The following is a 14,601-nucleotide window of genomic DNA, read 5'->3' as shown; positions in this document are numbered from 1 at the left end:
TGCCACGCCACGCCTTCCACCTCCCCCCAACCCGCCATGGCACCGACCACCGACGCCACCCACGACCCGGCCCTGCGCAGCTGGGTCGCCTCCGCCAACGCCGCGGAGTGCGACTTCCCCATCCAGAACCTGCCTTTCGGCCGCTTCCGAGCGCAGGACGGCAGCGCCCGCATCGGCGTGGCGATCGGCGATCGGATCCTGGACCTGCGCGCCGCCGGCCTCGTGCCGCACGACGACATGAACGCGCTCATGGCGCAGGCACCGCAGGCGCGCCGGGCGCTGCGCGCGCGCCTCTCGCAGGGCCTGGCCGCCGGCAGCGCGCAGCAGGCGGCCTGGCAGCAGGCCCTGGTGCCCCAGGCGGGCGCCGAGATGCTGGTGCCCTGCCGCATCGGCGACTACACCGACTTCTACACCAGCGTGCACCACGCCACGAACGTGGGCCGGCAGTTCCGCCCCGATAACCCGCTGCTGCCCAACTACCGGTGGGTGCCGATCGGCTACCACGGCCGCGCGTCCTCCATCGGCGTGGGCGGCATGGGCGGCGCGGACGTGCGGCGCCCGCGCGGCCAGCTCAAGGCGCCCGATGCGGCAGCGCCCGTGCTGGCGCCCAGCCGCCGGCTGGACTACGAACTGGAACTGGGCTGGTTCATCGGCGCGGGCAACGCGCAGGGCGAGCCCATCGGCATCGGCGAGGCGGAGGACCACCTCTTCGGCGTCGCGCTCTTCAACGACTGGAGCGCGCGCGACATCCAGGGCTGGGAATACCAGCCGCTGGGCCCCTTCCTCTCGAAGAACTTCGCCAGCACCCTCTCGCCCTGGGTGGTGACGCTGGAGGCGCTCGCGCCGTTCCGCGCGCCCTTCACGCGGCCCCCAGAAGATCCGCAGCCGCTGCCCTACCTGGATTCGCCCGCCCACCGCGCCGCGGGCGCCTTCGCGATCACGCTCGAAGTGCTGCTGCAGACGGAGCGCATGCGCGCCGAAGGCCTGCCGCCCGCGGTGCTCTCGCGCACCGACACCACGCGCGCCGCCTACTGGACACCCGCGCAACTGGTGGCGCACCACACGGTGAACGGCTGCAACCTGCAGAGCGGCGACCTGCTCGGCTCGGGCACGCTGTCGGGCCCCGGCCCGCAGGAGGCCGGCTCGCTGCTGGAGCTGGCCGCGGCCGGCCGCCAGCCCGTGCGCCTGCCCACGGGCGAGGAGCGCAGCTTCCTGGAGGACGGCGACACGGTCACGCTGCGCGGCTGGTGCGAGCGCGCGGGCGCGGCGCGCATCGGACTGGGCGAGGCCAGCGGCACGGTCATCGGCTGACGGTCAGTTCGCCACCTTGAGCACGCGCCAGTCGATGCGGTTGTCGGCGCGGTGCGGCAGCTCCACCTTCTGCGTGGCGGCCCAGGGGATGATCTGGTTGTAGAGCGGGATGTGCGAGATCAGTTCATGGTCCTTCAGCAGCGCCTGCTCGATGAGGCCGTTGCGCGTGGCCAGGTCCGTCTCCTTCTTGATGCGCTCGATCAGCGCGTCCTGCTGCGGATCGGAGAAGCGGCCCAGGTTGAAGTTGCCGTCGCCGCCCGCGCCGGGCGAGCGCACCAGCGACTGCAGCGAATAAAACGCATCGAAGGTCGGCACGCCCCAGCCCAGCAGGTAGATGCTGGCCTCGTTGCGCTGGATCATCGGGAAGTACGTGGCGAAGGGCTGGGTGCGCAGCTTGGCGCGCACGCCCACCTTGGCCCACTGCGCCGTGATCGCCTGGCAGAGCTGCTCGTCGTTCGTGTAGCGGCCCGCGCTGCAGGCGAAATCGACCTCGAAGCCCTGCGGATAGCCGGCCTCGGCCAGCAGCTTCTGCGCGGCGGCGGTGTCGTAGGGCCAGCGCGCGTCGGCCTTCTGCGTCCAGCCGTTCACCTGCCGCGCGATCAGCGCGCCCGTGGGCTGCGCGAGGCCGCGCAGCGTCACGCGCTGGATGGTCTGGATGTCGATCGCCTGGTAGAGCGCGCGGCGCACGCGCACGTCCTTGAGCGGGTTCTTGCCCTTCACGTTCGAGCCGGGCAGCTCTTCGCGGAACTGGTCCAGGCCCAGGAACAGCGTGCGGTTCTCCGGGCCTTCCAGCACCTTGAAGCCGCTGGTCTGGCGCACGCGGGCGATGTCCTGCGGGCTCGGATCGAGCACGAAGTCCACCTCGCCGGAGAGCAGCGCCGCGGTGCGCGTCGCGTCCGACTTGATCGGGGTGTAGACCACGTCCGTCACGTTGCCGGCGTACTTGCCCTTGCCCCACCACTGCGGGTTGGCCGCGAGCACGGTGCGCTGGTCGGGCGACCACGACTTGAGCACGAACGGCCCCGTGCCCAGCGCGTTGCGGTGGGTGAAGGGTTCGTCGCTGGTCTTGATGTCCTTGGGCGTGAGCGCGTTGTGCTTCTCCGCCCAGGGCCTGCTCAGGATGCGCAGTTCGGTGAGCTGGTTCACCAGCACCGGATTGGGCACGTCCGAGAAGATGTCGATGGTCTGCGCGTCCACCACCTGAACGCGGTCGATGCCCTGCGCATACACCGCGTAGTTGGAGGTCTTGGCCTTCGCGCGCTCCAGCGAGAACTTCACGTCCTCGGCCGTGAGCGGCGAGCCGTCGCTGAACCTCACGCCCTGGCGCAGCGTCACGCGCAGCTGCGTGGGGCTGACCTGCTTCCAGGCGGTGGCCAGCTGCGGTTCGGGCTTGAAGGTCTTGCTGTTGTATTCGACCAGCGTTTCGTACACGGCCGAATGCAGCACGTTGTTCGGGCCCACGTTGTGGGCGTGCACGTCCCAGGTGGTCACGTCGGCCGAACGGGCGAAGCGGAAGGTGGCGGCCTGCGCGGCCAGCGGCAGGGCCGCCGTGAGTGCGGCGGCCGCGAGAGAGGCGGCCAGGAGGGTGCGGGAAAATCGCATGGTGCGTTCGTCTTGCTGGATGCGTGGTTGCGGGTGACGGAAGCCGCCGGGCGGCCGGCGAAGGGACCACTATGCCAAGCAGCGCGGCGGTGGCGAACGACTTTGTGGTTGTATCGATATGCGCCGGCACTTCCCGACCTGGGTACCGCCGCGTCCCGGGCTTCAGCGGTGACCGCCCTGCAGCATGCGCACCGCCTGGGGCAGCGACCGCGCATCGGGCAGAAAACGATCGAGCGCGGCGCCCAGCACCACGGCGCACAGCAGCGCGCCCAGCAGCGGCTTCCAGGTGAGGCGCACCGCGGCCGGGAGCCAGCCGGCGCGCTCCACGCCCACGGCGGCGCGGGCGGTGGCGTACGAGAACGCCAGTTCCACCGCCACGGCCAGCAGCACGTCGAAGCCGAAGTACAGCAGCGCGAGCGCGCCCGCGCCGAACAGCACCGCCGCGCCGATGAGAAAGATCGCCACCACGGGCACGACCACCACCGCGCCCTCGTCGGCCTCGGCGGCGGCGCCCAGGGCGTTGCCGGCCAGGTCGCCCAGGGCATCGCCGAAGTGCCCGTCGGCCCCGGCCCCCGCGAAATCGCCGCCGCCGGACTGCGGCAGCGTCGGCGAGCGCCCGCCCGTGCCGCGCACGGCCCGCGCGGCGAGCCCGCCGGCGTCGTACAGGGTTTCGGCCGCGTCGAGCACGTCCACGCCGCTGGAGGCATCCACGTCGTCCCCGTCCCGGCTCCGCGCATTCCGGGCAGGCGGCTGTACCAGCCGTGCCGCCCAGAGCCGCAGCACCAGCAGGTAGGCGAGATAACCAGCCCCGAGCGTGACCAGGTAGCGCACCGCGAGCGATTCCACGCCCAGCACCATCTGCGTGTGCGAGACCGCCCACATGAAGGCCATCATGAAGGCGCCGATGCACCAGCCGTGCACGCGCAGGCTATAGCGGCTCAGCAGCGAAGCCTCCAGCGTGCGCCCGGGCGTGCGCACGCGGCGCCAGTTCGATCCCCCCGCGCGCTGGCCGGGCAGGGCCTTGCCGCGCATGGGCTTCAGTCCACCACCACCGGCACGCGCGGCGCCAGGGCGCACATCAGCTCGTAGCCCACGGTGCCGGCCGCCTGCGCCACCTCGTCGATGCCGAGCACCGCGCCGCAGGCCGCGCGCCCCCAGAGCGTGGCCTCGCTGCCCACGCCCGCCTCCACGCCGGCCTCGTGCAGCGGCGCGAGGTCCACGGTGATCATGTCCATGCTCACCCGGCCCACGGTGCGGGTGCGCACACCGTTCACCAGCACCGGCGTTCCCGTGGGGGCGTGGCGCGGGTAGCCGTCGGCATAGCCGCAGGCCACCACGCCGATGGCGAGCGGCCGGTCGGCCGTGAAGGACGATCCATAGCCCACGGTATCCCCGGGTTGCAGCTGCTGGGTGCCGATGATGCGCGCCGACAGCGTCATGGTGGGCGCGAGGCCCCAGTGCGCCGCGTCGTGCTCGGGATGGTCGGCCGCGCCGCCATAGAGCACGATGCCCGCGCGCACCCAGTCGGCCCGCACCCGCGCGTCGCCCGCGGCATGGCGCAGGGTGGCGGCGCTGTTGCTCACCGTGCGCTCGCCCGGCAGGTCCTGCGTGGCGGTGCAGAAGGCATCGAGCTGGTGGGCGATGCCCCGCGGGCCGTCGGCGTCGCTGAAATGGGTCATGAACGAGATCTCGTCCACCTGCGGCAGGGCATTGAGCCGCGCCCAGGCCGCCCGGTAGCGCGCGGGCGGGAAGCCCAGCCGGTTCATGCCCGAATTCATCTTGAGGAACACCCGGTGCGGCGCATGCGTCTTGTGGGCAGAGAGCCAGTCGATCTGCTCGTCGCAGTGCACGGCGTGCCAGAGCGACAGGCGCGAGCACAGCTCCAGGTCGCGCGGCTCGAACACGCCCTCCAGCAGCAGGATCGGGCCGCGCCACCCCAGCTGCCGCACCCGCTCGGCCTCGCCCAGGTCCAGCAGGGCGAAACCGTCCGCGCCCCGCAGGCCCTCGAAGGCGCGTTCGATGCCGTGGCCGTAGGCATTGGCCTTCACCACGGCCCAGACGCGGGCGTCCGGCGCGGCGGCACGGGCGCGTGCCAGGTTGTGCTGCAGTGCAGCAGTGTGGATCGTGGCTTGTATGGGGCGCGGCATGGGGGCTGGGCGGCAGGCGGAAAGGGGGGAATTCTGGCATCGGAGCGTACAGGGCGCGTGATATAACCGCCAGTCACTTGCAGCCGGGTCCGAGATTTAACAGGGCATCAGTTCCGCTGATGCACCCACCAGCCATTCGATGAAGCGCGGTTTCTACACCATCATGTCGGCGCAGTTCTGCAGCTCGCTGGCCGACAACGCACTCTTCGTGGCGGCCGTCGAACTGCTGCGCACCAACGGCTCCCCGGAATGGCAGCGGGCCGCGCTGGTGCCCATGTTCGCCCTGTTCTACGTGGTGCTGGCCCCCTTCGTGGGCGCCTTCGCCGACGCGATGCCCAAGGGCAAGGTCATGTTCGTGAGCAACGCGATCAAGGTCGTCGGCTGCCTCATGATGCTGTTCGGCTCCCATCCGCTCATCGCCTACGCGGTGGTGGGGCTGGGCGCCGCGGCCTATTCTCCCGCCAAGTACGGCATCCTCACCGAGCTGCTGCCGGCCTCGCAGCTGGTCAAGGCCAACGGCTGGATCGAGGGGCTCACGATCGCCTCCATCATCCTCGGCGTGCTGCTGGGCGGCCAGCTCGTGGGGCCGAACATCTCCCACTGGCTGCTGTCGGTGGACGTGCCGCTGCTGGACACCGGCATCGACACGGCGGCCGAGGCGGCCATCGCCACGCTCATCGCCGTCTACCTCGCCGCCGCCTGGTTCAACACCCGCATCCCGCACACCGGCGTCGAGATGCGCGCCATGCCGGGCAACCCGCTCGCGCTGCTGCCCGATTTCTGGTCCTGCAACAACCGCCTCTGGCGCGACAAGCTGGGGCAGATTTCGCTGGCCACCACCACCCTGTTCTGGGGCGCGGGCGGCAACCTCAAGTTCATCGTGCTGGCCTGGGCCGCCGCCGCGCTCTCCTACAACACCACCCAGGCCTCGGCGCTCACCGGCGTGGTGGCCATCGGCACCGCCGTGGGCGCGGTGGTGGCGTCCATGCGCATGCGGCTGGACATGGCCACCAAGGTCATCCCGCTCGGCATCGCCATGGGCGTGCTGCTGATCCTGATGGTGTTCATCAAGAGCATCTGGATCGCGATTCCCTTCCTGATCCTGCTGGGCGGCCTGGGCGGCTACCTGGTCGTGCCCATGAACGCACTGCTGCAGCACCGCGGCCACAACCTCATGGGCGCGGGGCGGTCCATCGCCGTGCAGAACTTCAACGAGCAGGCCGCCATCCTGGGCCTGGGCGCGTTCTACAGCCTGTCGCTCAAGATGGGCCTGTCGGTGTTCGGCGCGATCACCGTGTTCGGCCTCGTGGTGGCGGGCGTGATGTGGCTGATCCGGCGCTGGCACATCAGCAACTGCACGCGCTACTCCGAAGAGGTCGAGCACCTGCTGCACATCGCCCGGCACGACCACCACCACTGATCCCGCGCGGCCCGCGCCGGGGCACGGCCACCGGCACGCCGGGCGCCATGGCGTGCAGCGCCCTCCGGCGCCCCACGGCAGCGCCTGCACCGCCGGGCCGGCTTCTCCTCTCGCATGACCTCTCCGCTGCCCGTCCTCGCCCTGCTGTTCAACGCCTTCGTCTGGGGGCTGGCCTGGTGGCCGTTCCGCACCATGCACGCGGCCGGGCTGCATCCGCTGTGGGCCACCGCGCTGATGTATTGCGGGGTGCTGCTCGCGCTGCTGGCCCTGCGGCCGGGCCTGTGGGCGCAGGTGCGCGCGCACCCGCAGCTCTGGCTGCTGGCCCTCAGCTCCGGACTGAACAACGTAGCCTTCAACTGGGCGGTCACCGTGGGCGACGTGGTGCGCGTGATCCTGCTCTTCTACCTCATGCCCGCCTGGGCGGTGCTGCTGGCGTGGAAGGTCCTCGGCGAGCGGCCCACCGGCCAGGCGCTGGCGCGGCTGGCGCTCGCCTTCGCGGGCGTGGCGCTCGTGCTCTGGCCCGCGGACGCCCCGGCCGGGCGGCTGCTGCACGGCCTGTCGATGGCCGACGGGCTCGCGCTGCTGGGCGGCTTCATGTTCGCGCTCACCAACGTCACCCTGCGCCGGCTGCACGCGGTGCCGGGCCAGGCGCGCATGTTCTCGATGTTCGGCGGCTGCATGCTGATGGCGCTGGCCGTGGGCGCCATCGGCCTGCAGGCCGGAGTGGTCGAGCCCTTTCCCGCGCCGCACGCCGGCTGGCTGGTGACCGCGCCGCTGCTCGCGTGCGTGCTGCTGCTCGGCAACTGGGCGCTGCAGTACGGCGCCTCGCGCCTGCCCGCGGGCACCACGGCGGTGGTCATGCTCTCGGAAGTGGTCTTCGCGAGCGTGTCGTCGGTGCTGCTGTCGGCGGCCACGCTGCAGCCGCGCACCCTGATCGGCGGCGGGATGATCGTGCTGGCGGCGCTGCTGGCGTCGCTGCAGCGGCGCTGAAGACCACGGCGGGTGCACGGGCGCACACCCGCCCTGCCGCCGGCACAGACACAGGGCTGGGCATTTTCTGGCGACAATGGGTTCTCGCCGGCCCTGCCCACGCCACGGCGGCCTTTCTGGAGCCCCACCATGCCCTCCGCCTACGATTTCGATGCCCTGCAGATGGACGGCCGCACCGTGCCCCTGCGCGATTACCAGGGACGCGTGCTGCTGATCGTGAACACCGCCAGCGCCTGCGGCTTCACGCCCCAGTTCGCGGGCCTGCAGGAGCTGCACCGGCAGTACGCCGGCCAGGGGCTGGTGGTGCTGGGCTTTCCCTGCAACCAGTTCGGCCGCCAGGACCCGGGGCCGAACGAGGAGATCGCCAGCTTCTGCCAGCGCAACTACGGCGTGGATTTTCCGATGATGGCGAAGATCGATGTGAACGGGTCCGAAGCGCCGCCGCTCTACCGCTGGCTGACCGCCGAAGCGCCCGGCCTGCTGGGCACCAGGGCCATCAAGTGGAATTTCACCAAGTTCCTGGTCGGCCGGGACGGCCAAGTGGTCCGCCGCTACGCGCCCACCGACAAGCCCGCATCGCTGGCCCGGGACATCGAGACCGCGCTCGCGCAGCCTGCGCCTTGATGCGCGCCGGGCGGCCGGTCAGTCCGACAGCTCACGCTGCGGCCGCCCGGTGATCTCGAAGCGCCGCGAAAACCCCAGCGGCCGCGACACGCCCCGCGCCTCCGGCATGAGCGGCATGCGCAGGCGCGACCGCGGCAGCACCTTCAGCCGCCAGTCGGTGCCGCCGATGAAGCGGAAGCGCACCGTGTCCGTGCCTTCCACGCCGAGCAGCAGGAAACTGCCGGTGGAATACATCCCGCCGAGCGTGGCCGTGTCCAGCCGCTCGAACTCCGGGCTGAACAGGTGGATGCCGAGGAACTCCTCGCCCGGCACGTCGTCGGTGGTGAACAGCAGGTAGCCGCTGTCGCAGCGGAACGCGGCCTCCAGCACGGCGGCCTCCACGGTGCGGCCGATGCGCTGGCCGGCCAGCACGATGTCGCTCAGCGGCTTGTGCCGCGCGTCGGCCTCCCGCAGGAGGTGGAGGGAGAGTTCTTCAGGGGCGAGGACATCCATGGGCCGGGAGCCTCACCAGAGCATGTCCATGCCGAAGGCGGCCAGCGCCCCGCCGACGAAGGCCCCGACCGCCACGCACACCGGTGCGCCCGGCCCGCAGGCCAGGCCCGCCAGGGCCCCGCCGGCCATGCCGCCGCCGATGCCGGCGCCCGTCACCGCCACCTCGCGGCCGGTGGCGGCGACCTTGTCCTGGGCATTGGCCACGTTGTAGACCGACATCGCCAGCGACAGCACGATCAGCCCGCGCCCGGCGCGCGAGAGGCCGCGCATGGTCTGCGTGACCCGCGGATTGGATTTGCCGGCCGATTTCACGATCTCCGCATAGACGGCGTTCTGCTGCGTGCCCGTGAGCCGGTCGAACTGCGCGCCGGGGCCGTGCAATTGCTGCACCTTGCGGGCGATGAGTTCGTTGAGCGTCTTGCCCTCGGCCTTGATCTGCTGCGCCATCGCGCGGCCGAACGGCGTGCTGCGCCCGCGGATCACTTCCATGATGACGTTGCGCGTGTCCTGCGCCTGCTGCGCGGCCTGCGCCCAGGTGATGCGCCCGGACAGCGCCTGCGTGCGCAGTTCGTTGGCCATGGCGTCGATCTGGCGGGTGTATGCGATCCGCGCGTTCGCATCGATCGTCATGTAGGTGCCCGCATTGCCCATCTCGACCTTGATCAGCCAGATGGCGGTCTCGAACGCGGAGCGGTCCTTGTCGGCAGCGCTGCCGGTGGCGGGCTGCGCGGGGGCGGTGGTGGCGGTGGCCATGGATGTCTCCTCCTGCATCTCGACGTGCGGCCGGTCCACGGAATACTCCCATGCCAGGCTCGGCCCCCACCGTACCAGCCGGCGCGCCCAGGCTGCGCAACGAGCCGTCACAAAAGTCATTTTTCGTATCCACGCATCCTGGAAGCCTGCGTAGATGCCGCGCCGCATTTCGCGCTACCGCTACGAAGACCACACCGTGCGCTTCGACAAGGCGTTCGAGGGCTACGGCTATCCCTCCGCGCACACGCCCGGCGCACCGATGGCCATCGACATCGTCGCCCGTGGCGGCGTGTTCCGCATGGACACCCTGACGCGGGGTACCTCCGTCAGCTGCCGGTACCGCGGCACCTACCGGCTCACCGGCGAAGGGCTCTTCACCGAAGGGTCGCGCTCCTGCGGCACGCTGGACGCAGCCACATCCACCCCGTACAACGGCGAAATCGCGGTGAACGAGAACGGCCTGCTGCGCGCCCGCCCGACCGAGAACGGCCGCTCCCCGGTGCTGATCTCGGCGGGCTGCAGCAACGGCCGCCTGTGCACCCGCGGGGAACTGCAGCGCCCGCGCTGAAAAGCCGTCGCCGCGCTCCGCCCCTCACCGCGCATCCGTGCGTTACGGCGTGCGGCAATGCCGTGCAGCGCAGGCTGCGCCCGTGCCTACAGTCGCCGGGCGAGAGACCGCCCGGCCGCCTGCACGCCGTGTCGCATCACTTCGCGTCTTCCGCGGGGGTGGCGGCGCCTTCACCGGCGGCATCATCGCCACCATGCGCACCGTCGCCAGGCGCCGGCGCATCCACGGCAACAGCCTCGGTCTCGGTCCCGGTCTCGGCCGCGGCGGCACGGGCCTGGGCCGCGCTGCGCAGTTGGCGCCCGCGCTGCAGCGAACGCTCCGCCGCGCGCACGTCCATGCCGTACATGTCGGCGAACTGCGCCACGTCCGCGCTGCCGCTGGCCTCGAAGGCCCGCAGCAGGGCCTCGGCCTTGGCATCGCGCTCCGCGACTTCGGCCAGGGCCTCGTCCAGCACGGCGTTCGCCTTCTCGTCGCGGCTGCGCACGAGCGCGTCGTAGCCGATGCGGTCCAGGCCCGAGGCCTCGAAGGCCTGGGCGATGCGGCGGCGCAGCTTGGCCTGCAGGTCCTCGCCGTCGCGCGGCTTGCGGCGGCGGTACACCTCCGTCAGCGCGTGGTAGACGTGCTCGGGCGCCATCGCCTCGACGGCCTGGCCGCCCAGGTCGTGGCGCGGCCGGCCTTCGGCCACCACCTGCAGGTAGCGCGTGGAGCGCGTGTGCAGGCCGAGCGCCACCTTCAGCGCGTCGCGCTCGAACACGCCGGGGTGGGCGTCCTGCAGGTCCTGGAAGATGCCGCGCTTGAGCGGCAGGAACTGGGCGCCGAACAGATGGGGATAGAGCTGTGCGAGCTGCTCCAGCGCGGGATGGATGGTGCGCCGGCCGCCGTTCTGCGCAGGCGCGGACGCAGCGGTGGCTGCGGGAGCGGCAGCGGCGTCGCCGGCCGCGCCTTCCGGTGTGCCGCGGCGGCGATTGCGGCCGCCACGGCGTCCCGGGCGCCGGCCCGCGGGCGCATCGCCCCGGGCGCCTTCGGGCGAAGCAGCGGCGGCGGAGTCGGCCACGGCAGGGGCGGCGGATGCCGCGTCGGGGGCCTGGGCCTCGGGAGCCTTGGAATCGGGTGCGTTCACGGTATCGTTCATGGCAGGAAGAAAGCCCGGTGTCACGGTGTGCGCCGGCGGCCCGCAGGGCCCGGCACCGTCAGGAAAACCCGCCATCATGCCAGCCCCGGCCGCGGCACCGGTTTTTATCGATGCGTCTGCGCCACGCCCGGCCCGGCCATCGCGGCGGGAAAAGCCCCCGGTGCGTCACACGGCCCCGGGCCGCAGCGCCTCGTCCAGCACCTCGATCCAGTGCCGCACCGGCGTGGCCGTGCCGCTCTGCAGGTGCGTGATGCAGCCGATGTTGGCCGAGAGGATGGCGGCCGGCGGCTCCTCCGCGCAGGCATCGCCGAGCGCGCCGAGCTTGCGGTCGCGCAACTGCCCGGCGATCTCCGGCTGCAGCAGCGAATAGGTGCCGGCCGATCCGCAGCACAGGTGCGATTCGGTGCGCGCCACGCGCAGGCGGAAGCCCAGCCGCGCCAGGTGCGTCTCCACGCCGCCGCGCAGCTTCTGCCCGTGCTGCAGCGTGCAGGGCGGGTGATAGGCCAGCAGAGCCTTCGGCGCATCGATGCGCCCTGCCAGGCGCTCGGCCAGCGCGGGCAGCATGTCCGGCAGCAGCTCGGAGAGATCGCGCGCGAGGTCGCTCACGCGCGCGGCGCGCTCTGCATAGGCCGGATCGTGCCGCAGCAGGTGCCCGTACTCCTTCACCGTGGCGCCGCAGCCCGAGGCGTTGATCACGATCGACTCCACGCCGCCCGCCTCCACGTGGGGCCACCATGCGTCGACGTTGGCACGCATCTGCGCGAGTCCGCCGTCCTGGTCGTTGAGGTGGAATTTGACGGCGCCGCAGCAGCCCTCGCCGGCGGCGATCACCGCCTGGATGCCGGCGGCGTCCAGCACGCGCGCGGTGGCGCGGTTCACGTTGGGCAGCATCGCCGGCTGCACGCAGCCCGCGAGCATGAGCACCTTGCGCGCGTGCTCGCGCACCGGCCAGGCACCGGCCTCCTGCGGGCGCGGCACCTTGGCGCGCAGCGCGGCGGGCAGCAGCCCGCGCACGGCCTGGCCCGCCTTCAGCGCCGGCCCGAACAGCGGCGAGGGCAATCCCTCCTTCAGCGCCCAGCGGCGCGCGCGCTCGGGCAGCGGCCGGCGCACCTTCTCTTCGACGATGCGGCGGCCGATGTCGACGAGGCGGCCGTACTGCACGCCGCTCGGGCAGGTCGTCTCGCAGTTGCGGCAGGTGAGGCAGCGGTCCAGGTGCAGCTGCGTCTTGCGCGTGGGCTCCTCGCCCTCCAGCACCTGCTTGATGAGGTAGATGCGGCCGCGCGGGCCGTCCAGCTCGTCGCCCAGCAATTGGTAGGTCGGGCAGGTGGCCGTGCAGAAGCCGCAGTGCACGCATTTGCGCAGGATGCCCTCGGCCTCGCGGCCTTCGGGCGTGTCCTGGAATTCGGGGGCGAGTCGGGTTTGCATGGTGTTCGTGTCGTGGGAATGTCGTGGGTTCGGCCCGCCGGCCTCAGTGCCCCGGGCCGTGGCCGCGGGGCCGTGGCCTGCGCCCGCGCCACAGCGCAGCCAGGTGCCCGAAATCCGAGGCCAGCGGCGGCAGCGCGAGTCCGAGCAGCACCGCCGCCAGCGGCACCACCCAAATGAAGCCCACGTGCTTGAAGCCCGCCGCGCCCACGATGCCGCCGGCCGTGAACATGCCCAGCAGCCCCGCGAACAGCGCCAGCCGCGCGCGGTTGGAATGCACGTGCGCCTCGGGCGGGGTGCCGCGGCGGTTCCAGTAGAGCATCTTGCCCATCTCGATGCCCAGGTCCGTGGCCACGCCCGTCATGTGCGTGGTGCGGATCTGCGCCGAAGACATCTTGGTGACCACCGCGTTCTGCAGCCCCATCAGGAAGGCGAGCAGCAGCACCGTGAGCGGCACCGAGAACGGCGTCGGCCAGCCCAGCGTGATCGCGCCCATCAGGCCGAACAGCAGCATCAGCACGGCCTCCAGCAGCAGCGGCAGGGCGAAGCCGCTGCGCAGCCGGTGGTGGCGCGCCCAGTTGACCATGATCGCCGTGGTGCCCGCGCCCGACATGAACGCCCAGAGCGTGCCCACGGCCGCCAGCACCAGCGCCATGTTGCCCAGCACGAGGTTGTCGGCCACGGTCGAGAGAAAGCCCGTCATGTGCGAGGTGTAGCTGTGCACCACGAGGAATCCGCCCGCGTTCACCGCGCCCGCGTTGAAGGCCAGCAGCAGCCCCAGCAGCCGGTTGGTGGACGGCGTGCGGTGCCGCCCCATGAGATGCCGCAGCAGGCGCATGCGTCGTCCGCCCTGCCCTATCCCGCCGGCATGCGGCCGGGGTTGAAGATGCCTTCCGGATCGAACGCCGCCCGCAGCCGGGCCTGGATGCGCTCCAGGGCGGCATCCGCCGGCTGCAGGCCCGCCGCTGCGGAGGCAGCGATCCCTGCCGGTACCGGAGACCGCTGCGCGGCAGCGCGGAACAGCGTGGCCGCGCCACCGGCCGCGCGGGCCACGGCCCGGAGTTCGGGACCGACGGCCTCGGGCGCCTGAACCCAGCGCAATCCCCCATGCCATTCGACCAGCGGCGCGCAGGCCCCTGCAGGCAGCGCCAGTGCCGGAGCCGCGGGCGGCACCGACAGTCGCCAGAGCGCGGCGCCCTCGGCCCGGCCCTCGAACCACGGCAGCACCTGCTCGCGGCAAGCCGACCATTGCGCCTGCGCCTCCTGCGCGGGCTGCAGCTCGCCGCCCAGCGCACGGCAGGCCGATTCGACGGCCGCCGTGGCACCGCGCAGCCGCAGGTGCAGCACGCCGCCCGCGGTACCGGACGGGCCGGCCTCCCAGCGGCTGGCGTTCAGTGGCAGCGGCTGCCCGCTCCAGGCCTGCAGGCGCCGCAGCGCCTCGTCCTGCGGCAGATCGAAGCGCAGCGTGGCCTCGGCGGGCGGTACCGGCAGCACCTTGAGGCTGACTTCGGTGACGACGCCCAGCGTGCCCCAGGCCCCGGCCATGAGCCGCGACACGTCGTAGCCCGCCACGTTCTTCATCACCTGCCCGCCGAAGCGCAGGCATTCGGCGCGGCCGTTGACGATCTCCACGCCCAGCACGAAGTCGCGCACGGCCCCGCTGCTCGCGCGCGCCGGCCCGGACAGCCCCGCCGCGACCATGCCGCCCACCGTGGCTCCTTCGCCGAAATGCGGCGGCTCGAACGGCAGGCACTGCCCGCGGCCCGCCAGCAGCGCCTCCAGCTCGGCAAGCGGCGTTCCCGCTCGCACCGTCACCACCAGTTCGCTCGGCTCGTAGTCCACCACGCCCGACAGCGCGCGCGTGTCCAGCACCTCGCCCGCCAGGGGAACGCCACCGTGGAAATCCTTGGTGCCGCCCCCGCGGATGCGCAAGGGACGGCGTTCGCGCGCGCTGTCCTGCACGCGCTCGATGATCTGGCGAAGGGCGGAATCCATGGCTGCATCGTAGCGGCAGCTCCGGGGGCGGGTACCGGGCGGAAACGTGAATTTTTTGAACGGGGCGTGTGAAGGGCGGAAGGGCCGTCGCGGCAGGTCGTCCCGGCTGATCACTTCTTATTCATAACGCGTTCTTTTGCTCTGG

At 71.9% G+C, this 14,601-nt stretch carries 14 protein-coding genes; 5 read left to right on the top strand and 9 right to left on the bottom strand.

Annotated features, from left to right (window positions below; genetic code table 11):
- The first annotated feature begins 36 nt into the window (after positions 1 to 36).
- Entirely contained in the window at positions 37 to 1,311 is a 1,275-nt protein-coding gene (fahA, locus tag Q9R47_RS21150) for a fumarylacetoacetase (protein WP_311235090.1), read from the top strand.
- 3 nt (positions 1,312 to 1,314) lie between these two features.
- Here the strand turns inward: fahA and Q9R47_RS21145 are convergent, their stop codons facing one another.
- The 3 genes from Q9R47_RS21145 to alr all read right to left on the bottom strand — a co-directional run bounded on the left by Q9R47_RS21145 (position 1,315) and on the right by alr (position 5,060).
- Positions 1,315 to 2,913, bottom strand: a complete 1,599-nt coding sequence (locus Q9R47_RS21145; RefSeq protein ID WP_311235089.1) for an ABC transporter substrate-binding protein — start codon at positions 2,911 to 2,913, stop codon at positions 1,315 to 1,317.
- A gap of 162 nt (positions 2,914 to 3,075) precedes the next feature.
- A complete protein-coding gene (locus tag Q9R47_RS21140) occupies positions 3,076 to 3,945 on the bottom strand; it encodes a hypothetical protein (protein WP_311235088.1) in 870 nt (289 codons plus the stop codon).
- Positions 3,946 to 3,950: 5 nt separating this feature from the next.
- Entirely contained in the window at positions 3,951 to 5,060 is a 1,110-nt protein-coding gene (gene alr / locus Q9R47_RS21135) for an alanine racemase (protein ID WP_311235087.1), read from the bottom strand.
- A 139-nt stretch (positions 5,061 to 5,199) separates the two neighbouring features.
- Between alr and lplT the strand changes: the two genes are divergently transcribed.
- The 3 genes from lplT (at position 5,200) to Q9R47_RS21120 (ending at position 8,094) form a co-directional block, all read left to right on the top strand.
- Positions 5,200 to 6,480, top strand: coding sequence for a lysophospholipid transporter LplT (gene lplT / locus Q9R47_RS21130; RefSeq protein WP_311235086.1), 1,281 nt, complete (start codon positions 5,200 to 5,202; stop codon positions 6,478 to 6,480).
- A gap of 114 nt (positions 6,481 to 6,594) precedes the next feature.
- Positions 6,595 to 7,470, top strand: a complete 876-nt coding sequence (locus tag Q9R47_RS21125; protein WP_311235085.1) for a DMT family transporter — start codon at positions 6,595 to 6,597, stop codon at positions 7,468 to 7,470.
- Between the two features lie 129 nt (positions 7,471 to 7,599).
- Entirely contained in the window at positions 7,600 to 8,094 is a 495-nt protein-coding gene (locus Q9R47_RS21120; RefSeq protein ID WP_311235084.1) for a glutathione peroxidase, read from the top strand.
- Positions 8,095 to 8,112: 18 nt separating this feature from the next.
- Here Q9R47_RS21120 and Q9R47_RS21115 read toward each other — a convergent pair whose 3' ends face one another.
- The gene (locus tag Q9R47_RS21115; RefSeq protein WP_311235083.1) at positions 8,113 to 8,586 is read right to left on the bottom strand and encodes a hypothetical protein; all 474 of its coding nucleotides are present in this window, start codon (positions 8,584 to 8,586) and stop codon (positions 8,113 to 8,115) included.
- A 12-nt stretch (positions 8,587 to 8,598) separates the two neighbouring features.
- On the bottom strand, positions 8,599 to 9,339 hold the full coding sequence (locus Q9R47_RS21110; RefSeq protein ID WP_311235082.1) for a hypothetical protein: 741 nt from the start codon (positions 9,337 to 9,339) through the stop codon (positions 8,599 to 8,601).
- 154 nt (positions 9,340 to 9,493) lie between these two features.
- Here Q9R47_RS21110 and Q9R47_RS21105 point away from each other — a divergent pair, with 154 nt between their 5' ends.
- Positions 9,494 to 9,907, top strand: a complete 414-nt coding sequence (locus tag Q9R47_RS21105; RefSeq protein WP_311235081.1) for a hypothetical protein — start codon at positions 9,494 to 9,496, stop codon at positions 9,905 to 9,907.
- Positions 9,908 to 10,043: 136 nt separating this feature from the next.
- Here Q9R47_RS21105 and Q9R47_RS21100 read toward each other — a convergent pair whose 3' ends face one another.
- From Q9R47_RS21100 to glcE, 4 genes are all read right to left on the bottom strand, one after another.
- Complete coding sequence (locus Q9R47_RS21100; protein WP_311235080.1) at positions 10,044 to 11,039, bottom strand: ProQ/FINO family protein; 996 nt, start codon at positions 11,037 to 11,039, stop codon at positions 10,044 to 10,046.
- Positions 11,040 to 11,204: 165 nt separating this feature from the next.
- On the bottom strand, positions 11,205 to 12,464 hold the full coding sequence (gene glcF, locus Q9R47_RS21095; protein WP_311235079.1) for a glycolate oxidase subunit GlcF: 1,260 nt from the start codon (positions 12,462 to 12,464) through the stop codon (positions 11,205 to 11,207).
- Positions 12,465 to 12,507: 43 nt separating this feature from the next.
- Positions 12,508 to 13,299 carry a YoaK family protein gene (locus Q9R47_RS21090; protein ID WP_311235078.1) on the bottom strand — a complete coding sequence of 264 codons (792 nt, stop codon included), beginning with the start codon at positions 13,297 to 13,299 and terminating at the stop codon, positions 12,508 to 12,510.
- A gap of 17 nt (positions 13,300 to 13,316) precedes the next feature.
- Positions 13,317 to 14,456, bottom strand: a complete 1,140-nt coding sequence (gene glcE / locus Q9R47_RS21085) for a glycolate oxidase subunit GlcE (RefSeq protein WP_311235077.1) — start codon at positions 14,454 to 14,456, stop codon at positions 13,317 to 13,319.
- Positions 14,457 to 14,601 lie beyond the last annotated feature (145 nt).

Source organism: Acidovorax sp. PRC11, assembly GCF_031844105.1.
Classification (GTDB): domain Bacteria; phylum Pseudomonadota; class Gammaproteobacteria; order Burkholderiales; family Burkholderiaceae_C; genus Paracidovorax.
Note: the sequence above shows the minus strand (reverse complement) of the source record. Positions and strands in the feature narration are given on the sequence as shown.